Source organism: Thalassobacillus sp. B23F22_16 (assembly GCF_043496955.1).
Taxonomy (GTDB): Bacteria; Bacillota; Bacilli; order Bacillales; family Halobacillaceae; genus Thalassobacillus; species Thalassobacillus devorans_A.
Genome location: NZ_JBIEKD010000017.1, coordinates 67,301 through 86,233, shown reverse-complemented (window position 1 = coordinate 86,233; position 18,933 = coordinate 67,301). Strand labels below are relative to the sequence as shown.

The window sequence follows — 18,933 nt, the reverse complement described above, 5'->3', positions numbered from 1 at the left end:
GCCTCCAGCTTCCTTCAGATTCCAGGTCGTCCCAGACACCCTTGCCTTCAGCTAACGGTTACAATGACCTTCACCGCTCGGGACTTGAACCCTAAAGCGTGCGCACATGCCGGGCACACACAAAAAAACTCTTTCCTGTAACGCAACAGGAAAGAGTTTTTTTAAAACCATTAACGACGGGAAGCTTCTTCGAAGGAAGCAATAATTTCTTTAGAAGGCTTAGGCCCGGCAAGACTGACAACGATAGCAACAATCAAGTTCAAGATGAAACCAGGAACGATTTCATAAAGATCGAAAATGCCACCGCTTAAGAAATCAGCCCATACTACTACAGTAACCGCACCGACGATCATACCGGCAAGTGCACCATTACGAGTGATGCCTTTCCAGAATAGAGATAAGATGATGATCGGGCCGAATGCCGCACCAAAACCTGCCCAAGCATAAGATACTAATTCCAGTACTGTGCTGTCTGGATTTTGTGCAAGCATTACGGCAATCAAAGCGATACCTGCAACAGCAATACGACCAACCCATACCAATTCACGCTCAGTCGCCTGCTTACGGAAAATCGCTTTGTAGAAGTCCTCCGCAAGTGCTGAAGAAGATACAAGCAGCTGAGAGTCAATCGTACTCATGATAGCAGACAGGATTGCTGCCAATAAAATACCGGCAATGACAGGATGGAACAATACTTGAGAAAATGCAATGAATACTTTTTCTGGGTCATCCAGCATTTGAACGCCATTTTCATTGATCAATGTAATACCAAATTCACTCAACATGCCAACATCCTGTGAATTGATGTAAGCAAGACCTGCTAAACCTGTAAAAATTGCACCATAAAGACCAAGTACCATCCAAGTTACACCGATAAAGCGTGCTTTCGGCACATCTTTAGGTGAACGTAGTGCCATGAAACGGACAAGGATATGCGGTTGTCCGAAATAACCAAGACCCCATGCCATGGAGGAGATAATTGCTAACAGGCCAACACCACTTACCATGTTCAAGTTGCCTGGTTCAATGCTTCCTACAGCATTTATCGTTGCTTCCCAGCCGCCGATTTCCGTAATAGCCACGACCGGAACTGCAATCAATGCTGCGAACATTAAGATACCCTGAACAAAGTCAGTCCAGCTTACAGCAAGGAAACCACCTAAGAAAGTATAAGAAATGGTTACAATTGCACCAATCCATAGTGCTTGTGTGTACGACAATCCGAATGACGCTTCAAAAAGCTTGGCACCTGCCACCATACCGGATGAAGTATAGAAGGTGAAGAATAGAAGGATTACAAGTGCTGATATTACTCGTAAGATGTGTGAATTATCGTGGAAACGGTTCTCCAGGTAATCCGGAACCGTGATTGAATCATTTGCAACCTCCGTATAAACACGCAGACGACGAGCGACGAATTGCCAGTTCAAGTAAGCACCGATAGCAAGTCCGACCCCGATCCATGCTTCTCCAAGACCTGCTGCATAAATAGCACCTGGCAGACCTAGTAATAGCCAACCACTCATATCAGATGCTCCGGCACTTAACGCAGCGACACCTGGCCCTAAACGGCGGCCTCCTAATACATAATCAGATAAATTGCTTGTCATTTTGTATGCGGCAAAACCGATGCCCAGCATACCTAATAAATAAATAATAAACGTTATTAACGTTGCTGTACCCATTGTTTGTTATTCGCTCCTTTCAGTAAATAAAGTAATGACGGATAGTAGGATTAATATTGGCATAGGGACAAACAGCCAGAACCAAGTTGCCCCGGATAGTGCGAATTCTTCCATGTTTCCACCTCCACATTTTTTTGTTCCTTAGCTCCGTTATACACTCCCATGCAATTTTTTAAAAATTTAAAATTATGATTCAAAAGTCATAGGAGCGTTAAAACACAAACGCAGGTACAACTATATCATATACAAATGATTTGAACATTGCAAAAATTATATCATCGACAAATGGATGTATGATTATACATTTAAATACTATATTTACCGTCATATATTTTTTATATGCGATATATATTCATAAAAGGTAATAAAAAAAAATTTAATAATTTTAAACAGAACCCTGTTTTATGTGGGTACTACTATCTACCTATGCAAATATTTACAAATATTCCTTTGCTTGTATGCGCTTTTATTATATCCGGCTTCATAAAAAAAATCCTCCAATAAAGGAGGATTTTTTTGAAACAATTAAAGCATTTCGGAAGTTGTTTTCGGCTGCATATGGTGCAGCAGATAATCTGGTCCGCCAGCTTTCGAATCGGTACCGGACATATTGAAGCCGCCAAATGGATGGTAGCCGACAATCGCCGCTGTACAGCCACGATTGAAGTAAAGGTTTCCAACATGGAAATCTTCTCTGGCCTGTTCCAGGTGCTGTCTGTTATTTGTGATTACGGCACCAGTCAGACCGTATTCGGTATTATTGGCAATTTCAATGGCTTCATCAAATGACTTAGCCTTTGTAAATGCCACCACTGGTCCGAAAATCTCTTCCTGCATAATGACAGCTTCCGGGTCAACATCTGCAAAAATAGTCGGCTCGATGAACCATCCTTTGCTGTTGTCCCCCTTACCGCCATGGACAAGGCGACCTTCTTCTTTACCTTTGGAAATGTACCCTAGGATTTTATCATAAGCGCCCTGGTCTATGACCGGTCCCATGTAAGAACCATGGTCCGTCGGATCACCATATTTCACTTCGTTCTTCGTTTTTTCAACCACTCGTTCAAGCAGCTCATCGTAAACATCTTCATGAGCGACAACACGGGAACATGCAGAACACTTCTGCCCGGAGAATCCGAACGCAGAATAGGTAATGGCATCCGCCGCAAGCTCAAGATCAGACTCATTGTCGACAACAATGGTATCTTTACCACCCATTTCAATGATGGTACGCTTCAGCCATTTTTGTTCATCCTGCACTTTGGCTGCACGTTCAAAGATACGCGTTCCGACTTCACGAGAGCCAGTGAAACTAATGAAACGTGTGCGTGGGTGGTCAACCAGATAGTCACCCACTTCTTTTCCGCTTCCAGGTACATAGTTGATAACACCTGCAGGCATCCCCGCTTCTTCCAGTACTTCCATCATCTTATAAGCGATGATTGGTGTCGCACTTGCTGGTTTTAATAGAACCGTATTTCCGGAAACCATTGAAGCTACTGTCGTACCACACATAATGGCAAACAGGAAGTTCCATGGAGAAATGACAACCCCGACACCTAGCGGAATATAATTGAAGCGATTATTTTCAATTGGGCGGGAATTGATCTCTACCCCATCATCAATCCGCAGCATCTGGCGGGCATAGAATTCCATGAAGTCGATTGCTTCTGCCGTATCAGCATCCGCTTCTTTCCATGGTTTTCCTCCTTCTTTAATAAGATGAGCCGTAAACTCATGTTTGAGGCGACGGACAATCGCAGCAGCACGGAACAAAATGTCCGCACGGAAGCTCGCGTCTGTTTTGCGCCACCATTCGAAGGTTTCGTCCGCAATCTTATGCGCTTTTTCAGCAAGGTCTCTATTTGTTTTCGACACGTAACCGATGACTTCTTTTCGATTGGCCGGATTAACGACCTCGATTTTATCGTCTGTCATGATACGCTCGCCACCAATGATCAGTGGATATTCTTTACCTAAATCAGATTCCACTTTCGCAATCGCCTCTTCCATTGCCTTGCGATTTTCTTCTACACTGAAATCTGTAAAGGGTTCATGCTTGTAAGGTACTACCATTCTAAAACGCCTCCTTGGGAAATAGAAATAGAAGCCCGCTTTCATCTCACTTATGTAACCTTATTAAAGCGCTTCCATAACATATTCTATCTTATCTCTACCAACTGTTCAAATTTAACATCTGAATTATTTTTCCAGTCAAAAAAATCCCACCCTGATATGTCTCAGGGTGGGGTGTGAGATTAATAGATATGGACGTAGGGGTCTTCTTTGCCTCGCTCTTTTACGATTACACTTTCCGGTTGACTGTTACTGCTGATTTTCACTTCTATCTCATAATCTTCTTTAAACATTTCCATTACTAAACCATATACGTACTGGGTGAACCCGACCACTTCACTCTTCGACTGAAACTGGATCGGGATTTCTATCGATACCTCTTCTAAGTTATCGTTAACATAGAATCCTTCCCCTACAAACCCGACAAAGTTAGGGAAATACTTCGACACTTCATTACGGAATTCTCCTAGCAGCTGAGAATCCTGATAATGTTTTTCTTCCGCTTCACCAGAAGGGAACAAAATAAAGTCCTCGTTAACATCTTTCCAATCAGGAGAATTGGTACTTCCGCTTTTCACATACGCTTTTTTAATAAAATTCCCAGGAACAGCGGAACCGGAATCTTCCTCACGATAAAGAGCAATCATAATCGGTACGTTCTCAAGACCTTCTTTTTTACGTATCTCCTCTATCACCTGGTCAGCAGTCCGCTGTCCCATTTTAAGTATTTCCTGCTCAGAAATATCTTCATCGTAAGTAGGTCCTCCGATTTCCGTTTGGAATGAATAGGTCGACTTCAGAGCCAATCCGATCGAAATACCAGCCAGCTTGACGACACCTTCCCCTTCTTCTTTCAAGTAATTCTGTTCGAGGATATGGGAAAGAACCCTGGGATTTTTCCGATGGTCGTCTTCTGACTCTAACTTGTCACGGTCTGGGTTCAATCCATCAATCAACGCAAGAACGGTGTCACGCTCTAAATATTGCCCGGCTTGGAAAAAGTGAGATTCAGGATCAAAATATTCTTTGGAATGCCGTTGCAGGCCTGTTTCCATCTCATCAATGTCCAGTCGATTGTTCAGCTGTCTTGTTATCGTCCCACGAGCTTTCGCCTGTTTTGGACCGTCCTCCGTCAAAATTGTTTTATAATGTTCTTCGGAGATATTATGACGAGGGACAATCGCTGTTTCATTCTTACTATCATCCGTATTTTCCTGTACTATTTCTTCGTCGTTATCATAAACCGGTATACAGGCGGTCAGCACCAGGAGAGTACTCATCCATAATGCGTGCAGCTTTCTCATATTTCCACTCCCTAAGCATTCAATGCTTGTTTGAACGTTTCTTCATCCCAAATCTCTACTCCAAGTTCTTTTGCCTTATCATATTTCGAACCGGCGTCTTCCCCAGCGATCAATAAATCCGTCTTCTTGCTGACGCTTCCTGTAATTTTCCCGCCAAGTTCCTCAACTAACTTCTTTGCTTGTGATCGCGTATAGTTTTCCATTTTACCAGTAAGGACAATCGTTTTATCCATAAATGGCGAATCGCTTGGCTGATCGCTTTTCTTCCTGCCTTTATATTCCATGTTCAAACCAAGTTCTTTTAGTTCAGTAAGCAAACTCTGAACCTTTGGTTCGTCAAAGTAACGGTAAATAGAATCAGCCATTTTCTCTCCGATTTCATTGATAGCCGTCAAGTCTTCATAGCTGGCTTCCTGCAGGTTATCCATTGTTTCAAAAGCTTCAGCCAATGTCTTTGCCGCTTTGGAACCGACATATCGGATGCCAAGCCCAAATAGCAACCGCTCTAAGGAATTATCTTTAGAAGCATCAATGGCACGCAGCAGGTTATCTACGGATTTCTCTCCCATCCGCTCCAGCCTGAGCAATTCTTCCCGGTCCAGTTTATAAAGATCGGCAATCGTTGCGATCAAATTCTCTTTGAACAGCTGGGCGATGACTTTTTCGCCAAGACCGTCAATATTCATGGCGTTTCTTGATACAAAGTGAATCAGGCCTTCCCGCAGCTGAGCCGGGCAGTTCGGATTGATACAGCGAAGCGCTACTTCCTCTTCTAAACGGACAAGCTCGCTGCCACACTCTGGGCACTCTTCCGGCATGGCGTAAGGTTCCTCATCACCGTTTCGTTCTTCGGTAAGGACACGGACCACCTCCGGAATGATATCCCCGGCTTTCTTGATAACTACGGTGTCACCGATACGAATATCTTTTTCTTTGATTAAGTCTTCATTATGAAGCGAGGCGCGCTGTACCGTGGTACCGGCCACTTTCACTAGTTCAAGAATTGCCGTCGGTGTGACGGCACCCGTTCTGCCGACACTGAGTTCAATGTCCTTCAAATAGGTGATTGCTTCTTCTGCAGGAAACTTATAGGCGATCGCCCATCTAGGGCTTTTCGCCGTGAATCCTAATGTCTCCTGCTGATCAAGGCGATCGACCTTGATGACGATGCCGTCAATTTCATAATCGAGGTCCATCCGATGCTCGACCCAGCCATTAACGTAGTCAATCACTTCGTCGATATCCTTGCATTTCTTCCATTCCGGATTCGTCTTTAAGCCGAGTTCTTCTAATTTCTCCAGTCGTTCACTATGCGATTCAAGGGGGCTGTCTTCCCATTCACCGACTCCATATAAAAAGATGTCAAGATTACGCTTGGCAGCTATTTTAGGATCCAGCTGACGTAAGGATCCTGCGGCGGCATTACGCGGATTGGCGAATGGCTCATCTCCATTAGCTTCTTTTTCCTCGTTCAGCGCCAGGAATGATTTTTTCGGCATATAGGCTTCACCGCGGACTTCAAGCGAATGATTTTCCTTAAGCCGGAGCGGGATATTACGGATGGTGCGCAGGTTCTTCGTAATATCTTCTCCTGTCGTACCATCACCACGGGTAGCTCCCCGCACAAACAAGCCATCTTCATAAGTCAATGACACAGCAAGGCCATCGATTTTCAGTTCGCAGACGTATTGGAGGTCTTCCTCTACTCCGCCACGAGCGCGGCGGTCAAAGTCGCGAAGCTCTTCTTCATTGAAGGCATTACCTAAGCTCAACATCGGTACATTGTGCTGGACTTTGACAAATGCATCCAGTGGAGGCCCGCCGACACGCTGGGACGGAGAGTCTGGAGTGATCAATTCCGGGAACTTTTCTTCCAGTTCGATCAGCTCCCGCATTTTCATATCGTATTCATAATCGGAAACACTCGGGTTGTCTTCGACATGGTATTCATGATTATAACGGTCTAGTTGCTCGCGTAATGATTCAAGTTTTTGTTTAGCTTCTGCTTCGTTCATGGGAACACCTCACCTTATACTTTTGTGATTGGTGCGAATTTGGCCAGCAGGCGTTTGACACCGACCGGTGCCGGGAAGGCGATATCAAGCTCCATCGCTTCTCCTTCTCCTTGCACCTTGACGACAGTGCCCACGCCCCACTTTTTATGCTCGGCTTTATCGCCAGCCTGCCAGGTAATCTTTTCTCCCCCGGATGTTGTCTTTTGCTTCAGTTTCTGAGGAGCACGTTTCGGCTGGGCAGGAGCCTCAAAGCCTGTGGTCCGCTGCTTTTGATTATTGAAAAACGGGATGTTCTCTTTTTCCGCTTTGCCTTCGATCATATCTTCCGGGATTTCGTTAATAAATCGGCTGACCGGGTTCATGTTCGTTCTTCCATATAACGTGCGCATTTTTGCATGAGTCATGTACAGCTGTTTTTCCGCACGTGTAATCCCCACATAAGCAAGCCGCCGTTCTTCTTCCATTTCTTCTTCATCCATAATGGATCGGCTGTGCGGGAATACATTTTCTTCCATTCCAATCAGAAAGACAATCGGAAACTCCAGTCCTTTCGCTGAATGAAGCGTCATCAATACTACTTTATTATCTCCCATCGGATCCTCATCCATCTGGTCGATATCAGCTATCAACGCAAGGTCGGTCAAGAAAGCGATCAATGTTTTATCGTCACTGTTCTCTTCGAAATTTTTAGTAACGGATTTGAATTCTTCAATGTTTTCCAGACGGCTTTGTGCTTCAATGCTTTTTTCATTCTTCAGCATTTCCTCATAGCCTGTCTTATCGATAACTTCCTGAACCATATCAGTCGCGGATAAGAACTCCTGCTGTTTTGTCCAATTATCAATCATGGTACGGAACGCCATAATTGCCTTTGCTGCCCGGGCACTCACCCCGACAAAATCAACTTCTGCAGCTGCTTCAAAAAGAGAAATATCATGATCAGCCGCATAGGCCTGCATTTTTTCAATGCTCGTTTTGCCGACACCGCGCTTCGGTTCGTTGACCACACGGGTAAAACTCAAATCATCATTCGGATTGGCAATCAATCGCAAATAAGCAAGCATATCTTTGATTTCTTTTCTATCATAGAACTTGGTTCCGCCGATCATCTGATAAGGAACGCCTGCTTTTACGAACGTTTCCTCGATGGCACGGGATTGGGCATTGGTACGATAAAGAATCGCGATGTCTTTATACTGACATTTATGGTCATGTACCATTTCTTCTATTTTATTGGTGACGAATAATCCCTCTTCCCGTTCTGTAGCCGCTGCGTGATAGTAGATTTTTTCGCCGCCATCATTGTCTGTCCAAAGGCGCTTCGGTTTACGTCCAGGGTTGTTTTCGATCACCTTATTGGCTGCATCGAGTATCAATTTAGTAGAGCGGTAGTTCTGCTCCAGCATGATGACCTTTGCATTCGGGTAATCCTTTTCGAACGACAGGATGTTCTGAATGTCGGCCCCACGCCAGCGATAGATGGACTGGTCAGAATCCCCCACGACGCAAAGATTCTGGTAACGGCTCGCGAGCTGGTTGACCAGCTGGTACTGGGCATGGTTGGTATCCTGATACTCATCAACATGGATATATTGGAACCGGCGCTGGTAGTATTCCAACACTTCCGGTACCCGGTCGAACAGGTTCAACGTCTGCATGATCAAGTCATCAAAGTCGAGTGACTGATTCTTGCGCAGCGTTTTTGTATAGCGTTTATATACCTCTGCCACTTGCTCTTCATAAAAGCTTCCCGCCTGCTGGGCATAGTCATCCGGCGACATCAGTTCATTCTTCGCTCCGCTGATCGCCCCGAGCATCGCACGCGGATCCCATTTTTTCGGATCAAGATTCAGTTGTTTCAACACTTGTTTGATGACCGATAGCTGATCGCTGGAATCCAGAATAGAAAAGTTGCGATCGATACCGATACGGTCAATATCACGACGAAGGATTCTTACACACATCGAGTGAAAGGTCGACATCCAGATGGATTCGCCTTCCTGGCCGACGAGCGCTTCCACCCTTTCCTTCATCTCCCGGGCCGCTTTATTCGTAAATGTAATTGCCAGTATGCTGCGTGGGGACGCTTCTTTTTCCTGCAGTAAATATGCAATTCGATGGGTAAGTACACGTGTTTTTCCACTTCCGGCACCTGCCATGATTAAAAGTGGTCCTTCTGTATGTGTCACTGCATTACGTTGAGGTTCGTTGAGGCCTTTCAATAACCCGTTAATTGCCTGGGCCATGTTGACACCATCCTTTGTTAATTTATCCTTTCACTGCCTTTACCGTCTTCAAGGCAGCTTTCAAATCTTCATATATGACATTACCGACGACGATAACATCGGCGTGCTGTTTCATTTCCTTTGCTTGTTCTGCGGTAGTAATACCGCCGCCATAAAAAAGGCACGTATGCTCAAGCGTGTCTTTTACTTCTTCGACGAGATCGGCATCTCCATAGAGACCGCTATATTCCATATAAAAAATCGGCAGGTTGTACATGTGCTCCGCCATCCGTGCATAAGCGATGACATCCTCTCTCGATGGAAGGATGCTCCCGGTATAGCGGAAAGCTTTGGCTTCCTCATTAAGGATACAGTATCCTTCGACCAGGAGCTCTTTCCAGTTCATGATGTCTCCGTACTCCTTGACCGCCTGGTGCTGGATATCCATCATCCATTTTTTATCCCGGCTGTTCATCACCATCGGAATAAAATAAAAATCGAAACCAGGTGTGATTGCGTCAAGATTCGACATCTCCAGCACACATGGTACAGAATAACGACGCACCCTCGCCAGCAGATTCAATACATCATCGAGGGTCACATGATCCGTTCCACCGACGATGACAGCATCTGTCCCTGATTCACACACTTTTTCTAAATCTTCATCTGTAATTTCTTTATTCGGATCGAGCTTGAATACATGCTGCCACTCGTTCACATTGTACACGATTCTGTCCTCCAATTTCTCCTGTAATCCATTATTTCATTATAGCAAAAACTAGTACCAGAAAGGAACCAGCACAGCCGCTTCCGATATGTAGCGCGAAAAAGTATATTTAAGAGCGAACAGCCTTTCCTTAGACAAAAATAATCGCGCCCAGCATCAACACGGGCGCGATTTCGTATCACTTATTTATTTTTTTGTGCAGCCAGACGGTCAAGTGCCATCTGATAGGCGTCATTACCATAGTTCAAACTACGCTTCACACGGGAAATAGTAGCTGTGGAAGCCCCTGTTTCGGTTTCGATTTTATGGTAAGTGTAACCCTCACGAAGCATCCGGGCTACTTCCAGACGCTGGGCCAGCGATTGTACTTCATTCATCGTAGCCAGGTCATCAAAAAAGCGATAGCATTCTTCTACATTTTCTAATGCGAGTATCGCCTCAAAAAGTTGATCCAGCGTCTTCCCCCGCAATTTATCAATTTGCATTAACATTCATCCTCCTATTCTCCTGTTAGCCGGTAAGATACGGATTGTTCAAGTCCAGGGCTGGATGGAATCACGTTCACCCACGTCCGTCCTGGAAGCATTCCCGCTTTTTCATCCCCTTCATAAGGAATGATGCGGCCGGACTCATTTTTCCAGGTGATTTCCCGAAGCTTCCCTGCCTGCAGCAAGTAGCCTTCGCCACCGGAAGTTAAATCAATGTCCCTCCGGCCAGCAGAATCAATCACCTGGTGATTTGTTTCTATAATCAATACATTAGCAAGCTTGATTGGCGCGTTATTATCGCGCTCTACGGTTTGCTTGCCATCACTGTAACGTACGTACTCCCCGGCTTTTGGCTCGTAGGCATAAGAAACAGTGGTATCAAAACGTTCCGAATAGACAATTTTAAGATCAGAAACTTCTTTCCCGCCACTATTCAGAACTGCATTCTCATTGATGAAGGTAAAAGGTTCGATGTTTCTGCTGCTTTCATAGCCTTTTCTGTCAGCGACTGGAGTAACCCCCTCCGTCAGCAAGTAGGAATTATGAGGAGCTTTCCTGGTGTTATCCCGTTTAAACAGGCGCCCATCATTATCGTATGTTGCTCCGTTGAGGTAGTCATGGCCATCATTTCTAATCTGTTCATTAATAAAATCAGCCGCGCCATGATAGGTATATATAGCCTCATGGGCTTTGGCTAGATTGAAATAATAAGGCCTCGCACTTCTTATCGGCCCTATTTCATCCGGAATTGTACTATGAAAAACTGCTAAAAATCGAGTGATTTCACCTTCAGCCAATAATTCATAGACGATGTCCGCCTGGCTGAGTCCTGTTTGCGGCCTTGCTTTTGAATGGTTGTTGACCATCACAGCGAGAGCCCGATGGTCAACCTGATCATTAGTCGGCTCTCCAGTAAAAGGAAATACATTGACATATGTACCTTCCTCCGTTTCTTCCTCACTGCTGCTATCCGCCTCACCTGCATCGTTGGATTCAGGAGCATCTCCCGGTTGTTTCCCTTTCCCCGATTCACTCGTACAAGCAGCCAGTAACAAGGTCATGAGCAGCAGAATCCCCAATATAATTTTTTTCACGCAGTCCCACCCTTATCTTAATTTCTCTATATTAACATTTTAACGCATTATTGCAGGAAAGAGTACCTCTTTCTTTTTCACATCCAAAATTCCTACCGGGGTAATACGAATGTATGGCAGGTGAACAGAGGATAAGAACAATAATGTATAGACAGGGTCTTCATGACGATATCCGAAGCTCCTCAAATGCTCGCGCAGTTCCTTTTCCTTCTGTATGACTGTTTCCATTTTTTCATCAGACATGACCCCGCCGAGTTTCAATGGCATTTCATAGATAATGTCACCATCATGTACAAGTACAATGCCTCCCCCTATTTCTTTCATCCGGTTGAAGGCTATCTTCATATCCTGCTTGTTTTTCCCTAACAGTACGATATCTCCCGTATTCGAGTAGGAACTGATGAGGGCACCCAACTTATTCGTGAAACCTTTCAAAACCGTATTGACTCGCCACTCCCCCTCACGGTCGAGCAGCATTAAAAAGGATTCTTCATTTCCCTCTGGCAGCTCTTCCCGCGATGCATCGCTGCTGAGTGCATAGGGCTGCATGATGACAGAGCTCTTCATATTCATTCCGAGCGGCATAGAGAATTGGAGGTCTTCCTCATTCAAATCCCAATCTATTTGTAGCGGTGTCACCCCGAAACTTGGAAAATCAATCTGCTTCTCGACATTGTATGTTTCATGGTCCCGTTTCATCCATTCTCCTTTTGCGAGGACCGAGTGAGGCCTTGGCTCTTCCGGTGAATGGAGGAAATTCAAGTGGGCGGTGCGTCCTGGCGCGATACTTCCGACACGGTGTTCGATGCTAAAGTGTCTGGCGGCCTGATACGAAGCCATCAAGTAGGCATCGATCGTCGGTACTCCTGCTTCCAGTGCTAGTTTCACACAGTGATCCATGATTCCTTGTTCATAAAAACCAGGAGTAGATCCGTCGGTCGTCATCATGAAATGATCGAATTGATTATGGCCGCGGTCTACCAGTTCTTTCAACATGCCGTATAGATCAGGGCGAATGGATGAATTGCGGAGACCGACATTATATCCAAGCGCCAAACGTCTCAATACCTCATCCGCTGTTATCGATTCATGATCGGAATCGACGCCGAGCAACTTCATTTTCGTCAACGTGCGCTCGGACGCCCCTGGCAGATGGCCTTCCACCGGTTTACGAAGCCGTGTTGTTTCCTGCATCCAGTATAAGGTCTGGTCATCACCCTTCAGCACTTCCGGCCAGGAAGTCAATTCCCCTCCCTGAATAACGGCATCGTGATTCAGCCAAGGTACCACTTTTTCCTGGAATTCCTCCTGATCGGTTTCCTGCAGTACGGATTGTGAATCGTAACGCCCCCACCAGAACATGGAACAAGGCAATTCTACGAATTCTTCCAGTAAAGAAAACGCTTTCTTTTCGTCCAATAAAAAAAGCCACATCAAGTTGTCATTAATCAGGGTTGTGGTCCCTGTCTGAGCTGCATAAAGCCCCAGGCTTTGGGGATTATATAGTTGGAATGGGTGCGAATGGGGCTCAATATACCCTGGGACGATGTAACTTTCCGAAGCGTCAATCATTTCCGTCCCGTCTGTATTGTCCGGCATAGCTTCGCCAACATAAACGATCCGGTCATCGTCAATCCATATATTTCCTTCCATCCATTGTTTCATATATACATTCAAATAAGTTGCGTTTGTGATTACTTTAGTAGGCGCTAGTTTTCCATCGATGATAGCAGCGTGTTCCCTAAGCTGCCGATTGCGCCAGCGAAAACGATTTTCATTCATTGTCCTTCCCCCAATTTGGAGTTTCTTTCTATCTTAACACAGGAAGCGTTTTCACGCAGTAACGTTTTGAAGTATTATTTGACAAAAATATGACAGTAAAGGAGCTTGTTCATTATGTTCAGACGTATCAAACCTAATATCGGCATTTTAAATGCTTTAGTAAGGATTACCGCCGGATTTACAATGTTAAGTTTTTGCACCATCCGCGCCTTGAAACGCCCGTACTCGGAGACAAATGTGCTATGGATCATCATCGGAGCGATGAAGGTTGCGGAAGGAATTGTCCGCTTTTGTCCAGTCACTGCACTCGTACAGCAAACGATGCAAGAAGATGACCAGCAAGAAAGAGACCAAGCCATCAACCCTTCATAATACCAGCCCTGCTTTTTAGGTATTATGAAACCATAACAAAAAGCTGCCCCTTAGTAAGTCCGATACAGACTTCCGGGCCAGCCGTTTGTTCTTAAACAAATTTGGTGATTGCAAATAAAGGACTGTAAATTCGAACACTTTATTTAGAAAATATGTACGGGTTTAGGGGCTCCGGAAAACGGTTCGCTTTCCGTGGGCGTGTGCTGAGTCTCCTCAGGCTCCGCCTTGCGGGGCCTCAGCGATCCCGCATATCCCACAGGAGTCTCACCGTTTCCCTCCGCCCCTTTACCATAAAGTGCCTTCGTAAATGATTCAATTCTTTTCCGAACAGGTTGGTACAATAACTCATAGTAGTGACCTGTTGCATAATCCCCTAAATATAATTTTAAAAAGATGGTTTCGTTACTTTATTTATAGTAATGGGGACTGGGAAATGGCGAGACTCCTGCGGGAAAGGATAGACTGGCGAGACCCCGCAGAGCTTTAGCTCGAGGAGGCTTGCCGTCTTCCCCGCGGAAAGCGAGCTATTTCCCAGTCCCCATTTTCTCCCCTTAAAAGTAACGAAACCAATCTTCAGCAAAAGCTGTCGAATTAAAAATAGAATTTATTTTAGAAAGGAGTGGAGCGTCACATGAACATAATGGAATATTTAACGGATACGACATTTGTCCTGGCGGTCATTATCGGGAGTATTATCGCGCTATTATTTGTTTTTATGAACAAGCGCAGAACGTAAGACCCGACCAGCTATGTCCGTACGATAGAAAAAATCCGAAGAACCCTGGAACACTTCAAGGTTCTGGTAAACCGTGTTCATCGCTTCATCTAATGTATCCGCAACAGCGTGTACAAGCAGGACACGCCCGCCATCTGAGACAAAGCTGTCCCCCTGCTTTTGCGTGCCGGCATGCACGATGGTTACATTCTCTTCCATGTTCAATGCCGGCAGCAGCTTCCCTTTTTCATAACTGCCAGGATATCCTTCAGAAGCTACAACGACACCACCACAATAGCCTTGTTTCCATTGCAGCTGAGGGTCCTTTCCCTCAAGAACATCGTTTATCACCTGTATCAGGTCATTGCGAAGAAGCGGCAGGACGACCTGGACTTCCGGGTCTCCGAATCTGGCATTGAATTCGATAACTTTTGGTCCATCCTGTGTTTGAATCAGCCCGGCGTAAAGGATTCCTGTGAATGGTGTACCCTCTGCTGCCATCGCTTTGGCGGCGGGTTTCAATATAGCAGCCACAGCTGTATCGATGTCCTGTTCTGATAAAAATGGTACTGGAGCGTAAGCCCCCATGCCGCCTGTGTTGGGACCGTGATCGCCATCAAATGCTCGTTTATGATCCTGCGATGGAAGCAATGGATGAACCTCTTCTCCATTGACAAAAGCCATGAGTGAAAACTCTTCCCCTTGCAGAAATTCTTCGATGACGATTTCCTTGCTGGCTTCGCCATACTTATGATCGATTAACATCGTTTCCACCGCTTGCTCGGCTTCTTCTACAGTTTCTGCGACCACTACCCCTTTACCGGCAGCTAATCCATCCGCTTTGATGACAATGGGCGCCCCTTGACCTTTTACATACGCTTTTGCCGTGTCAGGATTTGTAAACACACGATAGGCAGCTGTCGGAATTTCGTATTTCTCCATCAGCGCCTTGGCAAAGTGCTTGCTTCCCTCTATTTGGGCAGCCGCTTGATTAGGACCAAAAACAGCTAGTCCGGCATGCTGGAAGACATCTACGATGCCAGCCGTCAACGGATTTTCTGGTCCGACAATGGTAAGGGCGATATCATTTTCTTTAGCGAACTGCACCAATGCCTCGCTATCTGTCTCATTCAAGGCAACCCGTTCCGCTAAAGTTTCCATGCCGCCATTCCCAGGAGCTGCAAAGACTTTCTCCACCTGAGGGCTTTCATGGATTTTCTGGATAAGGCTATGCTCCCGACCGCCTCGACCGATTACTAATACATCCATCGCTTTCCACTCCCGTCTGAATTAATGTTTGAAATGACGCATACCAGTAAACACCATCGCGATTCCATGCTTATTACAGGCGTCAATGGAGTCCTGGTCACGTTTCGAACCGCCAGGCTGGATGATAGCGGTGATACCAGATTCGGCAGCTGCTTCTACGGTGTCCGGCATAGGGAAGAAAGCATCCGAAGCCATCACAGCACCTTTCGCTTTTTCTCCTGCCTGCTCAAATGCGATTTTGGCTGCACCGACACGATTCATCTGGCCAGCACCAATCCCAAGCGTCTGATCTGCTTTAGCGACAACGATCGCATTAGACTTCACGTGTTTGACAACCTGCCAGCTTAATTTCAAATCTTCTAATTCCTGGGCTGTCGGTTCACGATCGGTCGCTGCCTTTAACTCTACGCCATCGATACTTCCCGTATCGGCATCCTGGACCAGCAGCCCGCCGCTGACAGAAGTAAGTTTTTGAGCTGCCTTGTCCGGCTTCGCGATATCCACTTCCAGCAGGCGCAGGTTTTTCTTCGTGGTGAGCACTTCTAATGCTTCCTTACTGAATTTCGGAGCAATGATGATTTCCAGAAAAATCTCTTTCATCTTTTCAGCAGTAACGATATCCACTTCCTGATTAACGGCAACAATTCCTCCGAAGATAGAAACCGGATCTCCCTCGTAAGCTTTCTGGTATGCTTCTGCCAGGCCGCTTCCTGTTCCAACCCCACAAGGATTCATATGTTTGACTGCGACAGCTGCTGGCTTCTTGAATTCCTGCACGATTTCAAGAGCAGCATTGGCATCCTGAATATTATTGTAGGAAAGCTCTTTCCCGTTCAGCTGCTTTGCATTGGCAAGCGACGCACCTTCCGCATTCGCCTGCTTATAAAAGGCCGCTGTCTGATGAGGATTCTCGCCATAACGAAGCGACTGGACTTTTTCAAAAGTAGCGGTGTAGGTTTCTGGATAATCATCTTCGGTCATCTCTGTAAAGTACGCTGCGATCGCCGCATCATAATTGGCAGTATGACGATAAACTTTACCGGCAAGACGTTTGCGTACATCGACACTAAGTCCGTCATTTTGCAATCCTTCAGCAACCATGTCATAATCTGACGGATCAACGACAACAATGACGTCCTGGAAGTTCTTAGCTGCCGCGCGCAGCATGGTAGGTCCTCCGATATCTATATTCTCAATCGCATCCTCTTCTGTAACATCAGGCTTCGCGATCGTTTTCTGGAATGGATACAGGTTGACGACTACCATATCGATCGTATCGAGCTCTAACTTGCGAAGCTGATCCATGTGTACTTCGTTGTCCCGTTTCGCTAACAGCGCACTATGGACAGCAGGATGCAGCGTTTTGACACGACCGTCCATAATCTCCGGAAAGTTCGTTACATCACTAACAGAAAGCACCGGGATACCAGTTTCCTCGATGGCTTTTTTCGTCCCTCCGGTAGATACCAGTTCATATCCACTCTCTACTAGCTTCTTTGCAAAATCGGCCAGACCTGATTTATCGGAAACACTTAATAATGCTCGTTTCTTCTCACTCAATATACTTCCTCCTCGACTAATAATGATTGGATCACTTTAGGATATAGGGAATGTTCAACTGCCTGGATTTTTTGCTGCAGCGTTTCTCTCGTATCTTTCGCCGATATACGGATAGCTTCCTGTTCAATGATCGGACCGGTATCCATCCCGTCGTCAATATAATGGATGGTCACCCCTGTCACCTTCACTTGCTTTTCAAAAGCCTGGCCGATCGCATCTTTGCCGGGGAAAGCAGGCAAAAGTGAGGGATGGATATTGATGATCCGGTTCTTAAATGGTTCGAGCAGGACTGGACCGATTAAACGCATGTACCCGGCAAGAAATATCCATTCTATCCCCCGCTCTCTACATTCTAATAGAATCTGACGTTCATACGCATCCTTTCCGTCAAATTCTTTTGGGGAGAACACGAATGTGTCGATATTTTTCTGTTCGGCTTTTTTAATAACTCCAGCATCCCTTCGGTCGCAGACAAGCAGCTGGATATCACAAGGAATGTCGCCTGCCTCTGAAGCCTTTACAATCGCATCAAAATTACTACCTGTACCTGAAGCAAAAACGGCAGCCTTTATCATAGCCATTGAATCCCTTCCTGCGCCGTAACCATACCAATGTGATAAGCAGTTTCACCAGCCTGTTCCAGGTGGTTCATGACTTCTTCCCTGACCGCTTCCGATATGATGACGACCATGCCGATACCCATATTGAATACACCATACATTTCCTCATCAGATAAGCTGCCCTGCTGCTGCAGGAAAGGGAATATATCCGGCTGTTTCCAGGTGTTGCGGTCAATTTCAACGCCAAACCCATCCGGCAATGCGCGCGGGATGTTTTCATAGAATCCACCGCCGGTAATATGTGCAACGCCCTTTAGGGTCGATTGTTTTTTCATGATTTGCACTTGATTGGCATACAACCTGGTCGGTGTTAGAAGGACTTCCCCCAGAGGTTCCCGTAGTCCCGGATAGGAGTCATTCAGGTTTAAATTTTGTTCTGCTATGATCTTCCGCACTAATGAGAAACCGTTGGAATGGACTCCAGAAGAAGCAAGGCCTATAACCGCATCGCCAGGACGGATATCTTCTCCGGTAATCAGCTCTTCCTTTTCAGCAATTCCAACAGCAAATCCTGCAAGGTCATATTCTGTTGGCTCATACATCCCAGGCATCTCCGCTGTTTCGCCGCCAATCAAAGCACAACCGGAAGCTTCACAACCATCAGCGATTCCTTTGACAATCTGTTCCACTTGATCCGGGTTGTTTTTTCCGCAAGCGATATAATCAAGGAAAAATAATGGGTCTGCCCCTTGAGCTACAATATCATTGACACACATCGCCACAGCATCCTGACCGATGGTATCATGTTTTTCCATCTCGAATGCCAGCTTTAACTTTGTACCGACGCCATCCGTGCCAGTGACTAGTACGGGATGATTGTAATTGAATTGACTGATATCGAATATACCTGCAAAAGCACCAAGACCGCCGACTACTTCCGGACGTAATGTGCGTGTCACATGCTTTTTCATTTGTTCAACTGCCTGATAACCTGCTTCAACGTCGACACCTGCTTGTTTATATTGCTCGCTCATTATGAACCCTCACTTTTTTGTATTTTG

The 18,933-nt window shown here is 45.7% G+C and carries 15 protein-coding genes; 2 read left to right on the top strand and 13 right to left on the bottom strand.

The window, feature by feature from the left end; translation table 11 throughout:
- Positions 1-170: 170 nt before the first annotated feature.
- The 9 genes from putP to ACGTNI_RS13945 all read right to left on the bottom strand — a co-directional run bounded on the left by putP (position 171) and on the right by ACGTNI_RS13945 (position 13,396).
- Complete coding sequence (gene putP, locus ACGTNI_RS13985) at positions 171-1,685, bottom strand: sodium/proline symporter PutP (protein ID WP_394463409.1); 1,515 nt, start codon at positions 1,683-1,685, stop codon at positions 171-173.
- A 525-nt stretch (positions 1,686-2,210) separates the two neighbouring features.
- The gene (gene pruA / locus ACGTNI_RS13980; protein ID WP_394463407.1) at positions 2,211-3,761 is read right to left on the bottom strand and encodes an L-glutamate gamma-semialdehyde dehydrogenase; all 1,551 of its coding nucleotides are present in this window, start codon (positions 3,759-3,761) and stop codon (positions 2,211-2,213) included.
- A 182-nt stretch (positions 3,762-3,943) separates the two neighbouring features.
- Positions 3,944-5,065, bottom strand: coding sequence for a CamS family sex pheromone protein (locus ACGTNI_RS13975; protein WP_394463405.1), 1,122 nt, complete (start codon positions 5,063-5,065; stop codon positions 3,944-3,946).
- A gap of 11 nt (positions 5,066-5,076) precedes the next feature.
- The gene (gene ligA, locus ACGTNI_RS13970) at positions 5,077-7,080 is read right to left on the bottom strand and encodes an NAD-dependent DNA ligase LigA (RefSeq protein WP_394463403.1); all 2,004 of its coding nucleotides are present in this window, start codon (positions 7,078-7,080) and stop codon (positions 5,077-5,079) included.
- Positions 7,081-7,094: 14 nt separating this feature from the next.
- Positions 7,095-9,326, bottom strand: coding sequence for a DNA helicase PcrA (gene pcrA / locus ACGTNI_RS13965; protein WP_394463401.1), 2,232 nt, complete (start codon positions 9,324-9,326; stop codon positions 7,095-7,097).
- A gap of 22 nt (positions 9,327-9,348) precedes the next feature.
- Entirely contained in the window at positions 9,349-10,032 is a 684-nt protein-coding gene (pcrB, locus tag ACGTNI_RS13960) for a heptaprenylglyceryl phosphate synthase (RefSeq protein WP_394463400.1), read from the bottom strand.
- A 182-nt stretch (positions 10,033-10,214) separates the two neighbouring features.
- Complete coding sequence (locus ACGTNI_RS13955) at positions 10,215-10,517, bottom strand: YerC/YecD family TrpR-related protein (protein ID WP_085505279.1); 303 nt, start codon at positions 10,515-10,517, stop codon at positions 10,215-10,217.
- A 14-nt stretch (positions 10,518-10,531) separates the two neighbouring features.
- A complete protein-coding gene (locus ACGTNI_RS13950; protein ID WP_394463399.1) occupies positions 10,532-11,614 on the bottom strand; it encodes a DUF3048 domain-containing protein in 1,083 nt (360 codons plus the stop codon).
- Between the two features lie 39 nt (positions 11,615-11,653).
- A complete protein-coding gene (locus tag ACGTNI_RS13945; protein WP_394463397.1) occupies positions 11,654-13,396 on the bottom strand; it encodes an adenine deaminase C-terminal domain-containing protein in 1,743 nt (580 codons plus the stop codon).
- Positions 13,397-13,510: 114 nt separating this feature from the next.
- Between ACGTNI_RS13945 and ACGTNI_RS13940 the strand changes: the two genes are divergently transcribed.
- Complete coding sequence (locus ACGTNI_RS13940; RefSeq protein WP_394463395.1) at positions 13,511-13,768, top strand: YgaP family membrane protein; 258 nt, start codon at positions 13,511-13,513, stop codon at positions 13,766-13,768.
- A 631-nt stretch (positions 13,769-14,399) separates the two neighbouring features.
- Positions 14,400-14,504: an EYxxD motif small membrane protein gene (locus ACGTNI_RS13935; RefSeq protein WP_341829893.1), complete on the top strand. Its 105-nt coding sequence runs from the start codon at positions 14,400-14,402 to the stop codon at positions 14,502-14,504.
- Here the strand turns inward: ACGTNI_RS13935 and purD are convergent.
- Genes purD through purM form a run of 4 tightly spaced genes read right to left on the bottom strand, consistent with a single transcriptional unit; the run spans position 14,472 to position 18,906 of the window.
- Positions 14,472-15,752, bottom strand: coding sequence for a phosphoribosylamine--glycine ligase (purD, locus tag ACGTNI_RS13930; protein ID WP_394463392.1), 1,281 nt, complete (start codon positions 15,750-15,752; stop codon positions 14,472-14,474). The genes ACGTNI_RS13935 and purD overlap by 33 nt on opposite strands.
- A gap of 21 nt (positions 15,753-15,773) precedes the next feature.
- On the bottom strand, positions 15,774-17,312 hold the full coding sequence (purH, locus tag ACGTNI_RS13925) for a bifunctional phosphoribosylaminoimidazolecarboxamide formyltransferase/IMP cyclohydrolase (protein WP_394463390.1): 1,539 nt from the start codon (positions 17,310-17,312) through the stop codon (positions 15,774-15,776).
- Entirely contained in the window at positions 17,309-17,887 is a 579-nt protein-coding gene (gene purN / locus ACGTNI_RS13920; protein WP_394463411.1) for a phosphoribosylglycinamide formyltransferase, read from the bottom strand. The genes purH and purN overlap by 4 nt, the downstream gene beginning before the upstream one ends.
- Positions 17,884-18,906 carry a phosphoribosylformylglycinamidine cyclo-ligase gene (gene purM / locus ACGTNI_RS13915; RefSeq protein WP_394463389.1) on the bottom strand — a complete coding sequence of 341 codons (1,023 nt, stop codon included), beginning with the start codon at positions 18,904-18,906 and terminating at the stop codon, positions 17,884-17,886. The genes purN and purM overlap by 4 nt, the downstream gene beginning before the upstream one ends.
- Positions 18,907-18,933: the final 27 nt, after the last annotated feature.